Source organism: Halpernia sp. GG3 (genome assembly GCF_052976925.2).
On record NZ_JBRIIR020000017.1, the window covers coordinates 1 to 16540 of the forward strand.

General features: G+C 32.8%; 16 protein-coding genes. 4 read left to right on the plus strand and 12 right to left on the minus strand.

Annotation, left to right across the window (positions count from 1 at the left end):
* The 4 genes from ACVBED_RS09355 to ACVBED_RS09370 all read left to right on the plus strand — a co-directional run.
* A partial coding sequence (locus ACVBED_RS09355; RefSeq protein WP_473094920.1) for a c-type cytochrome occupies positions 1 to 632 on the plus strand: 632 nt, incomplete at its 5' end.
* Between the two features lie 55 nt (positions 633 to 687).
* Complete coding sequence (ccoG, locus tag ACVBED_RS09360; protein ID WP_473094921.1) at positions 688 to 2139, plus strand: cytochrome c oxidase accessory protein CcoG; 1452 nt, start codon at positions 688 to 690, stop codon at positions 2137 to 2139.
* 5 nt (positions 2140 to 2144) lie between these two features.
* Positions 2145 to 2600, plus strand: coding sequence for a FixH family protein (locus ACVBED_RS09365; protein ID WP_473094922.1), 456 nt, complete (start codon positions 2145 to 2147; stop codon positions 2598 to 2600).
* Positions 2591 to 3328: a sulfite exporter TauE/SafE family protein gene (locus ACVBED_RS09370; protein ID WP_473094923.1), complete on the plus strand. Its 738-nt coding sequence runs from the start codon at positions 2591 to 2593 to the stop codon at positions 3326 to 3328. Before ACVBED_RS09365 ends, ACVBED_RS09370 begins: the two co-directional genes overlap by 10 nt.
* 109 nt (positions 3329 to 3437) lie before the next feature.
* Here the strand turns inward: ACVBED_RS09370 and ACVBED_RS09375 are convergent, their stop codons facing one another.
* The 12 genes from ACVBED_RS09375 to ACVBED_RS09430 form a co-directional block, all read right to left on the minus strand.
* A complete protein-coding gene (locus tag ACVBED_RS09375; RefSeq protein WP_473094924.1) occupies positions 3438 to 4007 on the minus strand; it encodes a Dps family protein in 570 nt (189 codons plus the stop codon).
* 108 nt (positions 4008 to 4115) lie between these two features.
* On the minus strand, positions 4116 to 4874 hold the full coding sequence (locus ACVBED_RS09380; RefSeq protein ID WP_447120029.1) for a COG4705 family protein: 759 nt from the start codon (positions 4872 to 4874) through the stop codon (positions 4116 to 4118).
* Between the two features lie 142 nt (positions 4875 to 5016).
* Positions 5017 to 6285 (minus strand): serine--tRNA ligase, encoded by a 1269-nt coding sequence (gene serS / locus ACVBED_RS09385; protein WP_473094925.1) that lies wholly within the window; start codon positions 6283 to 6285, stop codon positions 5017 to 5019.
* A gap of 46 nt (positions 6286 to 6331) precedes the next feature.
* On the minus strand, positions 6332 to 6838 hold the full coding sequence (locus ACVBED_RS09390) for a hypothetical protein (protein ID WP_447120030.1): 507 nt from the start codon (positions 6836 to 6838) through the stop codon (positions 6332 to 6334).
* Positions 6839 to 6854: 16 nt separating this feature from the next.
* Complete coding sequence (locus ACVBED_RS09395; protein WP_473094926.1) at positions 6855 to 8102, minus strand: oligosaccharide flippase family protein; 1248 nt, start codon at positions 8100 to 8102, stop codon at positions 6855 to 6857.
* On the minus strand, positions 8103 to 9233 hold the full coding sequence (locus tag ACVBED_RS09400; protein WP_447120033.1) for a glycosyltransferase: 1131 nt from the start codon (positions 9231 to 9233) through the stop codon (positions 8103 to 8105).
* Positions 9234 to 9910: 677 nt separating this feature from the next.
* On the minus strand, positions 9911 to 10399 hold the full coding sequence (locus ACVBED_RS09405; protein WP_473094927.1) for a hypothetical protein: 489 nt from the start codon (positions 10397 to 10399) through the stop codon (positions 9911 to 9913).
* 165 nt (positions 10400 to 10564) lie between these two features.
* On the minus strand, positions 10565 to 11350 hold the full coding sequence (locus tag ACVBED_RS09410; RefSeq protein ID WP_473094928.1) for a (Fe-S)-binding protein: 786 nt from the start codon (positions 11348 to 11350) through the stop codon (positions 10565 to 10567).
* Positions 11351 to 11370: 20 nt separating this feature from the next.
* Positions 11371 to 11832, minus strand: a complete 462-nt coding sequence (locus tag ACVBED_RS09415; protein WP_447120034.1) for a GNAT family N-acetyltransferase — start codon at positions 11830 to 11832, stop codon at positions 11371 to 11373.
* A 28-nt stretch (positions 11833 to 11860) separates the two neighbouring features.
* Entirely contained in the window at positions 11861 to 13189 is a 1329-nt protein-coding gene (locus tag ACVBED_RS09420; RefSeq protein WP_473094929.1) for a 4Fe-4S dicluster domain-containing protein, read from the minus strand.
* Positions 13190 to 13203: 14 nt separating this feature from the next.
* Complete coding sequence (locus ACVBED_RS09425; RefSeq protein ID WP_447120035.1) at positions 13204 to 14154, minus strand: MlaD family protein; 951 nt, start codon at positions 14152 to 14154, stop codon at positions 13204 to 13206.
* A 118-nt stretch (positions 14155 to 14272) separates the two neighbouring features.
* A complete protein-coding gene (locus ACVBED_RS09430; protein WP_447120036.1) occupies positions 14273 to 16426 on the minus strand; it encodes a peptidylprolyl isomerase in 2154 nt (717 codons plus the stop codon).
* Positions 16427 to 16540: the final 114 nt, after the last annotated feature.

Below are 16540 nucleotides of genomic sequence, written 5' to 3' on the forward strand. Positions count from 1 at the left end.
TTACAGGTTTATATCAAAGTGCTTTTAAAAAACAATCAGTTACTGAAGAAAAAGATATTCTTATTGACCATGGTTTCGACGGTATTATGGAGCTGGACAACCAGTTACCAAAATGGTGGTTAGGTTTGTTTTATTTTGGTTGTGTTTATTGCATAATTTATATGGCCTCTTATTGGTTGACAGATTTTGCGCATCCTATAAAAGAATACGATGACGAATACAAACAACAAACTGCTGCCGTAGCAGAATATATGAAAAACGTCCCACAAGCGACTTTAGAAACTGCGGTTTTCTCTGAAGAAAATGTGGCGGCTGGTGAAGAAGTTTTTAAAACAAACTGTATTTCCTGCCACGGAGAAGGTGCAAAAGGCGGAATTGGTCCAAACCTTACAGATAATTTCTGGATCAACCAGCCAGAAAAAACTTTATTTAAAAATGTTTTTTGGATGGTGGAAAACGGTTCACCTAATAATCCAGCAATGCAGGCTTGGGGCAAAAATGGTGTCGTTTCTGGTAATGATATCCAGAATGTAGCAGCTTACGTTTATCATTTAAATCAAGAAAAACCACCAATTACGAAGGCAGAAGGTGGCGCAGATATCCAGGGAACAGAAGCGCATTGGCAGAAGTAATAATTAAAAAAATGTAACCGGACTTTTTATTTTAAATATTTAATACGGTAAATAAATGGCCGATTTAGAACAAAATTACAGAGGAGGACAAGGGCAACTTGTAGATGCTGAAACTTTCAGGGATTCAGTGGGGACAATGGAACAATCGGGAAAGAGAAAGTGGGTTTTCCCCCGAAAACCTTCGGGAAAATTTACTAATTATAGAAATATTGTTGGCTATTTTCTATTGATTGTATTCTTTACTAATCCTTTTATCACCATAAACGGCAATCCATTTTTTCTCTTTAATGTAATGGATCGTCAATTTTACATAATTGGTCAACCTTTTTACGTTCAGGATTTCTTCATACTTGCTTTAGGAGCAATTACTGGGATGATTTTCGTGATACTTTTCACGGTTGTTTTTGGCAGGATTTTTTGTGGATGGGTTTGTCCCCAGACTATTTTTATGGAAATGGTTTTTAGAAAAATTGAATATGCCATCGAAGGTGACAGAAATAAGCAAATAAGACTCGCAAACCAAGAATGGGATTCTGAGAAAATATTTAAAAGAGCGCTGAAGTGGCTTGTATTCGTTATTATTTCTCTCGTGATCTCACACTTAATGTTTATGTATATTGTGGGTTACAAAGAAGTTTTCCGCATTATGCAAAATGGACCGATCGAAAACGCCACTAGTTTTTTGATGATGGTTCTTTTCACAGCCGCATTTTATTTCGTTTTTGCTTGGTTTAGAGAACAGGTTTGCACGATGGTCTGTCCCTACGGAAGGCTTCAAGGTGTTTTAATTGACAAACAAACAATCAATGTTTACTACGATTTTAAAAGAGGTGAAAATCGCTCAACTTGGAGAAAAGGCGAAGATAGAAAAGCAGAAGGAAAAGGCGACTGTATTGATTGTAACCAGTGTGTGGTAGTCTGTCCCACGGGAATTGACATTCGAGATGGGCAACAGTTAGAATGTATAAATTGTACCGCTTGTATTGACGCGTGTGATGATGTCATGCTAAAAGTTGGACTTCCTTTAGGATTGGTCAGATACGCAACTGAGGAAGAAATAGAAGAAGAGAAACCTTTCAGATTTACAAATAGAATGAAAGCGTATTCCGTCTTGCTCTTATTATTAATTGGTTTTCTGGGCTTTTTACTTTATAGCCGTGGTGACATGGAGGCGAAATTTATTAAACCTGCTGGCTCAAGTTATTTTGTTCGCGACGGTCAAATCAGCAATACTTACAATTATACTTTTCTAAATAAAGCAAACAAAGATCAAATAGTTACTATCAAAATACTCACACCCGCAAACGGAACAATAACCTTTGGAAATACTAGTAAAATAATTTTAAAAAAAGATCAAATGACGAAAGGATCTGTCAATATAGCATTTCCTCAAAAAGATATTACAGCGTCAAAACAAAATATTACCATCGGTGTTTATGATAAAGACGGTAAACTTTTAGATAGTTTTAAAACTTATTTTGAGGGTCCGTTTAAACTTCAGTTTTAAAAATTATGTTTAAAAAATTCAATTGGGGACACGGAATTATACTGGCTTTAGCAAGCTTTATACTTTTCATCTTATTTATGATTTTAATATTTCCGCAAGGCCAACAAAATGCTGAAGTGATTTCCGACCATTATTATGAGGACGAATTAGCTTACCAAGATGTAATAAATGCTAAAAATAATGCTGATGAATTAAGTGCAAAACCCGTGTTTACTCAAAATAATCAGGGTATCAAAATCACTTTTCCACAAAACATAGATCCAGACGGTGGAAAAGCAAATTTTCTGCTTTTCCGAACAAATGATTCTAACCTCGACGTAAAAAAAGATGTTGAACTTTCCGCAAATCACTCTTTTACAATCCCGGCAAAAATTTTAGCAGATGGATCATACACTTTAAAGATAAAATGGATGACCAGTAAAAAACCATATCAAATAGACTACGATGTCTTATGGAAATAACTTTAATTTTTTCCGCCTTGGCTTTAGGATTTGCTTCTGGTTTTCACTGTATCGGAATGTGCGGTCCTATAGCACTTTCTATGGGTTTGACTAAAAAACAGGCCACCAATTATTATTTACAAAATCTTACTTACCAATTTGGCAGAATTACAACTTATTCGCTTCTTGGTGCAGTTTTAGGAATCGTAGGTCAAGGTTTCAAATTGGCTGGCTTTCAATCTTACCTCACTATAATTGTTGGAATTCTTCTAATAACGATGGCTGTTTTTTCCTTCGGAGGTAAAGATTTTGCTTCAAAAATTCCTTTTTTATCTAAATTTTTATATAAAGTAAAAATGAATTTAGGAAAATTACTTCAAAAGGCAGATTACAAATCCCGATATTTAACCGGAATTCTAAATGGATTTCTACCTTGCGGAATGGTTTACATGTCTTTAACAGCGAGTTTAGCCGCTGGTGGGATTTTACAAAGCGCAGGTTTTATGGTGCTTTTTGGTTTGGGAACGTTACCTTTTATGTTCGCCATTGTTTTGGTAGGAAATTTAATGACGACTGCTTTTAGAATTAAAGTTTTAAAAATAATCCCCGTATTAATGATAATTTTGGGTGGTCTTTTTATTTTGCGCGGATTAGAATTAAACATTCCATACATTTCACCGCCTGCGAATTCTTTAAAAGTTAATGATCCACATTCTCCAATGAAGATGGATAACTCTATTTGTCATTAGATAAATTTTCGATTACCAACTTCATTACAAAGTTTTATAATTAGAATAATTCAACAAAAAAATACCCCAAAATTTTGAAGGTATTTTAATATATGGATAAAATAATTATTTAACTATTTTCAAGTCCTTTACTAATTTCAAATAAGAACCAAATTCTTCTTTCTGTAGCATCTAACTGTTCCTGCAAAAGATTACTCGTCGGTGAGTCTCCATTATCCTCAGTAGTTTTAATCGCTTTTCTTTGATTTACCGCAATATGACTGTTATCCGCGAGCAATTCCTTTATCATATCTTTCGGACTTACAAAATCTTCATTATTGTCCGTAATAGTTTGTAATTTGGAAATGTGAGATATGCTTCTTATCGTTGTACCTCCAATTCTTCTTATACGTTCAGCAAGAATATCTATACTGTTATAAATTACGCTTGCCTGCTCATCAAATAAAAGATGAAAGTCTCTAAAATGAATACCAGATAAATGCCAATGGAAGTTTTTTGTTTTTGTGTATAACGCAAAAGCATCTGCTATCAAAGGATTAACTGCATTTACGCAATTTTCAACTTGCGTTGGTTTTAAATCGGTTGGGACAGAAAGTTGTGAAGGTGCTGGAAAACCTTTAGCCTCCATTTTATCTGTCGTTTTTTTTGAACTTGTTGTTGTTTTGTCTTGCTTAGCCATTTTTAAAATGTTTTGTAAATTATCTTCAGAATTAAACAATTAAAATGCCGTAAGCAGTGCGAAATAAATTTTAAGAAAAATTTAACTTAATAGTACAAGTTGGTAATTTTAAGATTTTAAATTTATATGTTGATTTTTCCTCCAATTAATATATACCACCGAACTTATGATTATCAGAAAAAAGAAAATATTAATAACTGCAACTGAAATTCCAAGTCCACCATCTTTTGGCGCTTGAATAAATAAATCTCCTAAAGAAGCACCGATTGGTCGTGTGACAATAAAAGCAATCCAAAAGGCTAAAACATCGCCAATTATTTTTAAATAATTTAAAACGCCTGCAAGAATAAAAATAGTTCCAAAAATAATTAAGGAATAAAGATATCCTACATTTAAATATTCTGAAACGGTATCACCAACGCCCGTTCCCAAAGCAAACGTTGTTAAAACAATAATCCAGTAAAATTTTTCTCTACTGTCATTATTTATTTCGTGGATTGATAAAGTACCTTCTTTTTTATACCAAAAATAGAAAACCAAAGACATCGCGATTGCAAAAACAACATCTAATATCAATAAAGAAACACCAAACTGATCCACTAAAAGATCTGTTATCAAGGTCCCTTCAATACTCATCATCACTATTAATGCCCAATAGGAAGGCGGAAAATAGTTCTTTTGTTTAAAATTCCAGAAGATAACACCGATGGTAATTACACCCATCAAAATCGTAGTATTTACCAGACCGAAATTTAAGTTAACCGAAACATAATCTGCAGCAGTTTCGCCAACAGTAGTGGACACAATTTTTATGATCCAAAATAATATTCCTAAACTCGCGACTCTGTTTAATGTTTCAGTTTTCATAATTATCAATTTATTTATTGAATATCTACAAATATAAATTCTAATTCTGAGTTAAATTTGAATTATTAGTAAAGGTTTTTAATCTAAAAAAAGTCCACAAAATAATTTTGTGGACTTTTAAGTTGATATAATTAAATAATTTCTAATCAATAAACTCAAACTTTGTATAAGCCGCGATTTTACTTGGAATCTTAATACCTCTATCAGTTTGATTGTTTTCTAGTAAAGCTGCCATAATTCTTGGTAAGGCAATTGCTGATCCATTTAAAGTGTGGACCAACTGTGTTTTGCCTTCAATTTTATAACGGCATTTTAAACGGTTGGCCTGAAACGTTTCAAAATTTGAAACAGAAGACACTTCGAGCCATTTTTCCTGCGCTGCGCTCCAGACTTCAAAATCATAAGTCATAGCTGCCGCAAAACCAGTATCTCCACCACAAAGGCGAAGAATTCTATAAGGTAATTCCAAATCTTCTAGAATACTTTGTATATGTTTTACCATACCTTCTAAAGCTGCGTAAGAATTTTCTGGTTTTTCTAAACGTACAATTTCAACTTTTTCAAACTGATGCAATCTGTTCAAACCACGAACATGCGCGCCATAACTACCCGCCTCGCGTCTATAACATTGCGAAAAAGCGGTCATCATGATCGGTAGCTCTTTCTCATCAACGATCACGTCTCGGTAAATATTTGTCACCGGAACTTCCGCCGTCGGAATCAGATATAATTGGTCTTCACCAATAAAATACATTTGTCCTTCTTTATCAGGCAACTGTCCGGTTCCATAAGCAGATGCTTCATTCACAACATGTGGCGGATTGACTTCCAAATAACCAGCCTCCGTATTTTTATCTAAAAAATACTGAACCAAACTTCGCTGTAATTTTGCTCCTTTTCCTAAATAAACCGGGAAACCTGCGCCGGCAATTTTAACTCCCAATTCAAAATCGATAATATTAAATTGCTTTGCCAATTCCCAATGTGGAACTGCCCCTTCACCCAAAGCTTCAACTTCCTGAGACTGAAAAATAATTTCATTGTCGGCTTCAGAACTTCCTGCCTTCACTTTTTCATAAGGCACATTTGGGATCTGATATAAAATAGTCAATAAATTTTGCTCTGCATCTTTTAATTCCTGTTGAAAGACTTGAATTTTATCTTTAAAATCAGCAGTTTTCATCTTTGCTCCATCTACTTCTTCTTTCTTGCCAGATTTCATTAGCAAACCGATTTCCTTAGAAATCTTATTCATCTCAAAAAGATTTTCGTCCAATTTCACCTGAACGTTCTTGCGCTTCTGATCTTCTTCAATAGCCTCATCGACCAAATCTAAATTTTTAAAATTTCTCTTTTTTAAACCTTCTAAGACGCTTTCTTTATTTTCTTTTAAATAACTGACTTGTAACATAACTAACTTTTATTTTTAGCAGAAAAAATTTACTGCACTCTTAATTTTATTTGATAATTGTAATAACATTTGGTTTCCCAGAAACTTTTGAAAAAACCAGCTTTTTATTATAGTAAAACTTTGAAATTTGAAACAAAGCTGGCGTCCAGGAATATTCTATTTTGATGGTATCTTGCGTTGTAACTGCAGTTGTAGCATCTATATTTTTACTAAGACTCAAAATAAAATTAGACCTGTAAGTTTTATTCCCTGGGTTTAATGAATCCTGTAAAATTCTTTTTGCTCCAGAATCGTAATCAATATAATTAACTGTATCTAAATTTTTTTTTAATGAAAATGAACTGATAGGTACCTGATCCGTTAAACCATTTAAATCTAAAAATTTTATATTATTAAAAGCGCCTGAAAGTTTGGTATCAAGCAAATCTTTTCCTGTCGCATCTTTTATATACAAATTCACCACCTGATCAATTTGCTGCGGGTTTTCTTCATTTCCACGACAGGAAATAAAGACGAAACCAAGAAACATTAAAATAAAAAATGCATTTTTCATTACTGCAAAGATAATTTTATTTTAAACTTTTCCAATAAAGATAGAATGCAAATAGAAGTAAAAAGCCACAAATTATCATACTTAAAGATAAACTTAATGCCATTCCCATTACCCCAAATTTAATCACGAGAATAAACGCAAAAGTTACCAGTAAAATAATATTTAATAAAGAAATAACAGTATTAAATTTCATTAAACCAACTGCTGAAATCAACGTCCCATAAAGATTTCTTAAGAGCATATTAAGCGAAAAACTGCCAAGCAATACAGCAAAAATAATTTCATTGCCGGAATATTTACCACTAAAGAAAAAGGATATTATCTCAACTTTGAACAAAAAACCTACAAGAAAAGTTAGTACTGAAATCGGTACAAAAATTTTATAGAAGTTCAAAACATAATTTTTCAAAAACTCCTTATTCTTACTGTTTTTGGCTAAAACAGAATAATCTGTCTGCATGAATGTTGCGGCCAAAAAAGTGATATTTGATGGGATTAATATAGCAACTTTATAATTTGCCACCGCTGTTTCAGTCATTAAAAAACTAAGAAGTAAAACATCCGCTGAAAATAGCATATCAGATAAAAGTGCGCTTCCTGCAGCCAGAAAGCCAAAATTCCAAATCTCCTTCTTGCTAAAAACAACTTCTTTTACGACAGAGATATATGATTTTCTTTTAAACCAAAGCAAAGATATAAATGGTGTAAGTGCGATGGCAAGTAAGTAACCTTTAAGTCCAAAATATTTGGAGAAGGCAAATAATAAAACAACACCTAAAATATTTACCACATTACTTACCTGCGCAAAACTTTTATTTTTACCTGAAATTCTAAACTCACATTGAATATGAATTAAAAAATAGTAACCAATTAACCTAATGTTGAACAGTAAAAAAATGTAAAAAATATCTTCATATTTACCAACATAAAAAATACTAACGATGAGAAAAAGTGCGCTCAAAAGAACTTGATAAATAAATCCTTTTTTTAAAAGATATTTAGAAAGTATTTTTTTTTCTTCTAAATCCTGCGTAACCGATCCGTATCTTAATAAAATTTGTTGGCTTCCAAAGCCGCTGAATGACAAAAAAATAAAAAAAACAGAGCTGACGATAGTTATCATTCCAAAATCTTGTTCTGATAAAAGACGGATAATAAAAAGTGAACCTAAAAAGCCACAAACTTTTGCAATTAAAAGCGAAAGAAAGACATGATGTCCTTCGTTTTTAAAAAAATCGCTAATAAATTGCTTTAAACTATTCAATTATTTTAAAATTTGATTGTAGATCTCTGTGAATTGAAAACCAATCTTTTCTTTTGAAAAAATATTTCTGGCGTAATTTACCATTTCTTGTTGTTGATCAACACTTTTATTTTTTTCTAAAATTTCTATCATCGCATCTTCTAAAAGTTTACATTTTGGCTTGTCAATTAAAATTCCAAATTCCTTTGGGAAAAACTCAGAGACTCCACCAACATTCGTGGAAATTACAGAAATACCGCTTGCGAAGGCTTCGGCAATCACACAAGGTTGGTTTTCATTATCGCTAAAAAGAATAAAACAATCAGCATCTCTCATTTTACGGGCAACTTCTGGCAAAGTTTGCATTCCAAAAATCTCAATTTCACTTCTTAGTTTTGAATTATTTGCTATTTTTTTCAGATTTTCAATTGCCTCAAAACTTCCATCTCCGCCAATTTTTAGTTTGAATTTATACCCACTTTCCAAAAGTTTTAAAGAAACCAAAAGAATTTTTTCTGCATTTTTTAAAGGTATAAGATTTGACAGGTGCATAAATGTAAAAACCGAAGTACTGGAATTTTGGGGATAAAATAAATCTGTATCAACAGTGTTTGGAACTATTTTGTAATTTGCTTTTATACCAAAATATTGTAATCCATTTTTCAGATTTTTACTTACTGGTAATATATACGCCGCTTTATTACCAATTCTTCGTGCAAAATATTTAATATGCACCGAAGTTTGATTGTAAGCTTCTTTTCGAAAAGCCGACCAATGCTCAGAAACAACAAAAGGAATTTTATATTTTTTTTTTAGATATACTGCAAAAAGCATAGAATTATGCAACACATTTCCGTGAACAATTTCTGGCATTGATAGCTGAGCAAAACCTTGTTTATATGCCGACATTCTTCTGGCAAAATTTAGCAACAAATTATTTGAATTTCTATAATAAACAATTAAAGTCCGAAGATCATTAATTATTTTATCATCGAATAAAAATTTTTCTTTTTGGTTAAGATCACCCACTACGTGCAGGATTTCCACTTGATTAAAAAGTGCCGCAGCTTCTGCATGTCTCTGTACAAAATTGCCATTAGTAGGTTCTATTTTATTAGGAAACCAGGAAGAAATAAATAAAATTTTTCGCATTTCAACTATCAAAAACTAATTAAAGATAATGAAAAGTATTCTTACGCAGTTTCAATACTAAAATAAATTTTTGAGTCTAAAATAATGGTATGGAAAGAATAATACTGCAACAATAATAAATGCCATGTAAAACCCAAATAGTTAGATGTTCATAATTTTTAATTATGAGTTCTAGACGAAATTTGCCAACTTGATTATAGTTTGTGAATGTATTAAGTCTTGCTTCGTTAGGATTTATACGTGAAATATCATTACTCTTCAAAATAATATTCTTTGCTACAAAAATCTACTTCCGAAAACCTAACAATGAACATGTTAACAATAAGTCTAAATAATAAAACTAAAAATGTTTATAATCTTTTTCTCTTAATTTTTTTGAATTAAAAAAACACTAAAGAAAAAACTTAAAACCAAAAGGTGGTTGTGATGCTGAATACTCTTATATATTGTAAGTTTTAACAGGCTTACCAAGAGACTAGCGCCACAAAATAAAAGTAAAACATTAAAAAATAAAGCACCTCGAAATCATGCTAAAACTATTTTTTTAGCTAAACTAAAGGTTAATCAAAAAACCTGATCTCTGTGAATGATTTTGAAATAAATGATATTGATACACATGTAATAAAAACCAAAAAGATATTTTGTCTATTTTGTCAAAACGCAATCGTTTTTAAAAACTACAGATAAATTCCTGCCCAACTTCTTTTTAATGGTAGTAGAAAATCACTTAAAAAACTGATATAAGAATCTTTAGAAAAATCAAAAACTTCAATATTTTCGGATATTTCTTTGTCTTTTAAACCTTTTTTAAAGTCTTGTAATTTCAGAGTTTTCACCTCACCATTTTCGATGAAACTGGCTTTCATCCGATCAAAAAGACCTAGAGAGAATTCTTTATCTAAATTTCTCATCACGCCATTTAATGTGTCGATGGAACAACCAGAAGCTCCTTCTTTTTCCTCATCCACGCAAATAATAATAAATTGATTCCTTTCAATTTTAAAAGATGAACTTAAAGATTTTCCATGAGCGGCCCAAGATGAAAGAAAATCATATAAAGTCTCAGTAATTTTTTTTGTTTCGCTTGCGCTAAATGCCTTTGACGATGGATAAACAATTACTCGGTAATCATTAGTTTCTACGATTGTCGATTCTTCAATTTTCATTTTTATGTTTCTTTTTTAATTCAACAAAACCTAAAATAGCGATTAGGACACTCGCAGCAGTACTATAATAATTTATTTTTGATGTATCAAAATGAACAGACCAGAGATTCCCCAAAAATAAAATTACACCTGCTATTATAAAAAAATAAGGTACATTTTTTTTTATCATAAATCCTCCGCTTCAGCTAGAAGTTCTACAATATCGCGAACTTCAACTTCCGTGTTTTTATTGAAATGTTTCACACCATCCGTCATCATCGTGTTACAAAAAGGGCAACCGGTTGCAATTATTTTTGGATTTTCCGATAAAGCTTCTTCAGTTCTTTCTATATTAATATCTCTATTGCCTGGCTCTGGGTCTTTAAACATTTGCGCACCGCCAGCACCGCAACATAAACCGTTACTTTTACAACGTTTCATTTCTACCAATTCTGCGTCTAATTTCTCTAAAAGCATTCTTGGCGCTTCATATTCCCCATTTCCGCGACCCAAATAACAGGGATCGTGAAAAGTAATTCTTTTGCCTTTAAAAGATCCGCCTTCAATTTTTAATCTGCCATCCTGAATAAGTTTGCTTAAAAATTGTGTGTGGTGCAATACTTCATAATTTCCACCCAATTGTGGATATTCATTTTTTAAAATATTAAAGCAATGCGGACAAGTCGTCACTATTTTTTTTACACCATAACCGTTCATTATTTCAATGTTCGTGAAGGCCATCATCTGGAAAACAAATTCATTTCCAGCGCGTTTTGCAGGATCACCGTTACAGCTTTCTTCCTGCCCTAACACTGCAAATTCTATCTCCGCTTTATGTAGAATTTTACAAAAAGCTTTTGTTATTTTCTTTGCCCGATCATCAAAACTACCCATGCATCCTACAAAAAATAGAACTTCGGGACTTTTTCCTTCGGCGGCATATTCTGCCATTGTTTTTATATTGAAATCCATGTTCAATTATAGACTTTAAATTATTGTTTTAAATGTTTTACCATTTTTATGTTGCATCTGGCATATTCCGATTTTTCAACAGGAATTTCTAAAAATCCAAATTTTTTATAGAGATTAATAGCGGGTTCTAATTTAGTATTAGAATAAAGAAATAAATCCTCACAATCCATTTTCGTCGCTTCTTCTATGCAGTGCTGAAGCAATAAATTTCCGAAGCCTTTTCCTTTTGCTTCATCTGCCACTGCCATTTTTGTAAATTCTAATTCACCATATTCATTGTACATCAAGGCGACTGTTCCGACTACTTTTTCTGCTTCAATTACAAAATAGATGTTTCCACCTTTATCTAAAATATATTTTTCCGGTTTAGAAAGCACTTCCTCGTCATAAGCTTCAACAAAGAAGAATTTTTCTAACCACGCAGTGTTCAAAGTTTTAAACTCTTCTGAATATTTTGATAAATATGAAACAATCTCTGCCATTTAATTTTTAATCATTTGAAATGTAACTTTATTCTTTTGCCCAGTTTAACCGGTCAGCCTGATTAAATTGCCATGGCGCTGCATTATTTTCAACATTTGCCATCATTAAATTTAATTCTTTTGGCGCGGCAGATTGCTCCATTACCAAGAATCGACGCATTTCTACAATAATTGAAAGTGGGTCAATGAGTATGGGGCAGGCTTCTACACAAGCATTGCAAGTAGTACAAGCCCAAATCTCCTCCGGTAAAATATGATCATTGAGTAATTTTTTTCCATCATCAACAAATTTTCCATTTTTATCGATGTTCTTACTCACTTCTTCTAATCGGTCACGCGTATCCATCATTATTTTACGCGGCGATAATTTTTTACCGGTAATATTTGCGGGACAAACTGAGGTACATCGACCACATTCCGTGCAGGTATAAGCGTTCAAAAGCTGAACTTGATTTAAATCAAAAATATCACTCGCACCAAATTTTTCAGGAATTGTATTTGCATCGACTTCTGGCTGAGCAGCATATGGATCAGCATTTGGATCCATCATTAATTTTATTTCTTTAGTTACCGACGCTAAATTATCCAACGCACCTTCTGGCTTCAACTTCGAATACCAGGTATTTGGGAATGCTAAAATAATATGTAAATGTTTAGAATAATAAAGGTAATTCATGAAAAATAAAATACCTAAAATGTGTATCCACCAAGCAGATCTCTCTATAATTTCCAGGGAACCGACACTAAAATTAGTAAATAACGGCGCTAAAAAATTTGAACTAAAAGGAAAACTTCCATGCGCCGCAAAAGCACCTTTTTGCTGTAAAACCCAATCGGACGTGTTCATGGTGAGAAATGCGATCATCAAGATAAACTCAATGATTAAAATCCAGTTGGCATCTTCTTTTGGCCAACCAAAAAGCTCTTTCATTTGGAATCTTTTGATACTATAAAAATTTCTTCTAATAAAAAATAGCACCACTGCGATAATTACTAGAACCGCTAAGACTTCTAGTGTTGCTGTGAGAAACGCATAACCATTTTGACCTAAAATCCCCGCTAAAAAGCGATGCGTCCCGAATAAACCATCAACAATAATTTCTAAAAGTTCAAGGTTAACGATGATAAAACCAACATAAATAATAATGTGTAAAATACCTGCAACCGGTCTTTTTACCATTTTCGTTTGTCCTAAAGCTATTTTAGACATTACGCGCCATCTTTCTGAGGGATTATCACTTCTGTCGATAACTTTTCCAAGTTTGATATTGCGGTAAATTTTACGTAAACTTTTAGCAAATAGCCCAAAACCAATTACTATCGCAATAAGAAAAATAATATTTACAATATATTCCATATTAGAAAGAGATTTTAATCTTTATTATTTTTGCCAAATACTGAAAAATTAATATAACGCTTAGGATTAGCTTTTACGTCTTCTACTAATTTATTAAGGTTTGCAGAAGTTTGCGTAAGATTATTATAAAGCGCATCGTCTTTAGTCAGTTTCCCTAATGAACCCTCTCCGTTTTGGACGCCAGAAATAACACCATTTAATTTATCGGCTGTGACGCTGAGTTTTTCAATAGTATTGTTTAATTTTTTAACGTCTACATTATCTGCAATATTTCCATACTTATCAATTGTGCCTTTTGCACTAATAGTTGCCAAATTAGCATTATCCAGAACTTTCTGCACTTTTGGATTATTATCAGCTAATAGTGCGTTTGTCGCTTTTGAAGTCGCTTCAAAGGACAAAACTGTGTGATTTAGATTCTTAAGCAATGTTTTTATTTCTGCTCTATTTTGAGCATTAAGTAATTGGTTTGTACTCGATGCCACAGAATCAACTCTTCTTAATACCGACTGCAGTTGGTCTTTTACCGGACCAATTTGGGTGGAAATATTATTCAGGGCAGAAAGCTTAAAATTTCCTGACAAAGTATCACCGTCTTTTGCAACAGGTTCACCATAAGCTAAATTAATCCGCAGCTCCTTCCCAGACATTAATCCTGGTTCGAAGATTTCTACAACAGATTTTTTTGAAAATTTAAAACCATCGTCCATACTTATTTTTACCACGAAAAATATTTTACCATTTGGTAAAGTAATCGGCTTGATATCATCCACCTGCCCCACTTTTAAACCATTGATAGAAACTGGATTAGACTTTGCCAAACCCGCGACATTTTCATATTTAACATAATAAACGTCATCAGTTGAGAAAAGATTTTTACCTTTCATAAATTGAAAAAGTATAACAAAACCAACGATTGCTAATATTGCGATGAGGCCCGCTTTAAGTTCTTTTGAAAATTTCATTTAATTAATTTGAATTAACAAATATAGTATATTTTCATTAAAATATTTTATATTTAGTCTGATTGACAAACAAAAATAGCGACCTTTTACAGCCGCTATTTATCATTTTTTATAAAATTTACTGCTGATCTGGAACTTTGCCAAACACTTCTATTCTATAGTCTTTAATATCTGCATTGTCCTGCAAACTTTTTAGGAAAGCCTGCCCAAACTGTTGCGAATTTTGTTTTGTAATTGCCTCTGCGATTTGTTTTTCATCTCCCGGCTGTTTGTTAATTCCCGTCGATTTTCTTTGCACCACATAAACTCCTGTCATTCCTTCTATCGGATTAGAAATTTTATTATTTGCAACACCAAACGCCGCACCAGCAACTTTCGGTTCCATTGCACTACCAATTATCGGGTTTAAAATATTTATTTGTCCTGATGCTTTTGCTACACCAAATAATTTCGCAATTTGATCTAAAGAAGTTGCTTTGGCATATGTGATCTTTTCAGCAATTTTTTTACCTAATAACTCATTCATTACAATTGGTTCTAGTCGGTCTCTTACAGATTCTGGATCTGAAGTTCCTGCTTCCTGTATTCCATTAACAAAAGCCACTATTTTACCACCTGTCCCTTCAATAGAGAAAATATCTGTATCTCCTTTCTTTGTTTTTTTATCAAAAGCCCACGCTATTACGTCATTATCTTTGTCGCTTCCAATACCTTGAAGTGTTCCGTCAAATCTTTTTACTAATTTCGGATTAAAAAAGTTAAAATTATTTTTCTTTGCAATATTTGCGAAGTCATTGAAAGATTTACCTTGCACTTGCTGTATAAATTTGGTAGCGTCAGTGTAAACTTTATTATCAGTTTTATCAGAAGGTTTAATTTCTTTCACAAGATTTGCTAATTTATAAGTCATCGCACCAGATTTTTTATCTTCAATATTGATAATATGATATCCAAATTGTGACTCTACCACTCCAGTTGCACCTTTAGAATTACTCGCTAAAAAATCTAAGTAAGGCTTTACAAAAGGTGTTGCGGGTGTTGTCCATCCCACACTTCCGCCTTGTGCGGCAGAATTTGGATCAGAAGAATATTTCAAAAATTCTGTAAATTTTGATGGATCAGCTTTTATAATTGTAGTGATAGAATCTGCCAGTTTTTTAGCCTGCTCTTTAGTTCTGGTTGCAGCTCCTGCAGCTTGGTTTCCTTTATATGAAACTAAGATGTGTCTTGAAAGAGTAGAATCCGATGGTTTCTTATCTAAAATTTTAGAAACAACATATAATTGCTGTTCTTTGTAAGGTCCAAAAGATTGACCAACGCTTGCTGTAGCGGCCTGATCTTTAATTCCTAAGGGAAGTTGCGCCTGAGAAAAATATTGAGCATTGTATGGCAAGTCAGAATTTAAAGCAATAAATGCAGAGTCACTCTTGGTATTTTGAAAATTTTCCGTGCCGTTGCTTGCGTCCGTTCCGCCCGTATAAAGTTTTGTAATATCTTTTAAGGTTGTGGCATCATCTTCAGAGCTTGGCGCTGCAGGAAAATAAACCAAACCAATATTTCGCGAAGCATCCGCTTTAAACATAATTTTATGTTTATCGATGTAAGCCTTTAGGTCTTCCGTAGTAACTTTAATAGGATTTTTTTTCATGTAAGTAGTATAATCTACTTTTACATAATCTATAACAGCGTTTTCATCACGCATTTTCACCATCTGACTGGCTTCTTTTTTACTGGTCGTTATTCCATTAGATACATTCGCAAAAATCTGGCGCGCCATCATTCTATATTGAATCGCACCCTTCATTTTTTTCCAGTTAGCCAAGGCTTCTACATTACCGCTAGTTTGTAGATCTTCAATCTGTTTTTTGATTTCCTGCGTTTTGAAGTTTCCTTTCTCATCAAAATTATCTTTATTTTTAGCAAAAACTGGATCGAATTGTAGTTGGGTCCAAAACATATCATCGGTTAGATGAAGTCCCATTTTGTCAAACTGCTGTGCAATTAATTTAGACTGCACCATCATTTGCCAGGCTTGTTCTTCTAAACCTTTTTCTGGTTGTCCCTGTTGTTTTGCTTGGCTTTGTAGCACAAAAAGTTGATCATTAAACTCTTCTCTTGTAATTGCATCTCCGTTTACTTTTCCTAAAACATCAGGATTTTTCCCAAAAACTTTTTCAATACTTTGTGGATTTACTAAAAACGCTAATAGCGCTACTGCGATTGCACCCATCAAAAGCCAAGGTCTCTTTCTAATCTCTCCTAAAACTGCCATTTTTTATTTTATTTAATGATAATCAATTCGCGAAAATACACATTTTTAAAATATTAGAAAACTTTTAATTTTTTTATTGGTATTTTATTAAAGATTGCTCCGCTACAGGTCTAT

Coding starts and splice junctions, on each gene's coding strand:
- ccoG (WP_473094921.1), top strand. CDS start 688: ATGGCCGATTTAGAACAAAATTACAGAGGAGGACAAGGGCAACTTGTA.
- ACVBED_RS09425 (WP_447120035.1), bottom strand. CDS start 14,154: ATGAAATTTTCAAAAGAACTTAAAGCGGGCCTCATCGCAATATTAGCA.
- ACVBED_RS09390 (WP_447120030.1), bottom strand. CDS start 6,838: ATGAAAAATGCATTTTTTATTTTAATGTTTCTTGGTTTCGTCTTTATT.
- ACVBED_RS09420 (WP_473094929.1), bottom strand. CDS start 13,189: ATGGAATATATTGTAAATATTATTTTTCTTATTGCGATAGTAATTGGT.
- ACVBED_RS09380 (WP_447120029.1), bottom strand. CDS start 4,874: ATGAAAACTGAAACATTAAACAGAGTCGCGAGTTTAGGAATATTATTT.
- ACVBED_RS09375 (WP_473094924.1), bottom strand. CDS start 4,007: ATGGCTAAGCAAGACAAAACAACAACAAGTTCAAAAAAAACGACAGAT.
- serS (WP_473094925.1), bottom strand. CDS start 6,285: ATGTTACAAGTCAGTTATTTAAAAGAAAATAAAGAAAGCGTCTTAGAA.
- ACVBED_RS09365 (WP_473094922.1), top strand. CDS start 2,145: ATGTTTAAAAAATTCAATTGGGGACACGGAATTATACTGGCTTTAGCA.
- ACVBED_RS09430 (WP_447120036.1), bottom strand. CDS start 16,426: ATGGCAGTTTTAGGAGAGATTAGAAAGAGACCTTGGCTTTTGATGGGT.
- ACVBED_RS09405 (WP_473094927.1), bottom strand. CDS start 10,399: ATGAAAATTGAAGAATCGACAATCGTAGAAACTAATGATTACCGAGTA.
- ACVBED_RS09370 (WP_473094923.1), top strand. CDS start 2,591: ATGGAAATAACTTTAATTTTTTCCGCCTTGGCTTTAGGATTTGCTTCT.
- ACVBED_RS09400 (WP_447120033.1), bottom strand. CDS start 9,233: ATGCGAAAAATTTTATTTATTTCTTCCTGGTTTCCTAATAAAATAGAA.
- ACVBED_RS09415 (WP_447120034.1), bottom strand. CDS start 11,832: ATGGCAGAGATTGTTTCATATTTATCAAAATATTCAGAAGAGTTTAAA.
- ACVBED_RS09410 (WP_473094928.1), bottom strand. CDS start 11,350: ATGGATTTCAATATAAAAACAATGGCAGAATATGCCGCCGAAGGAAAA.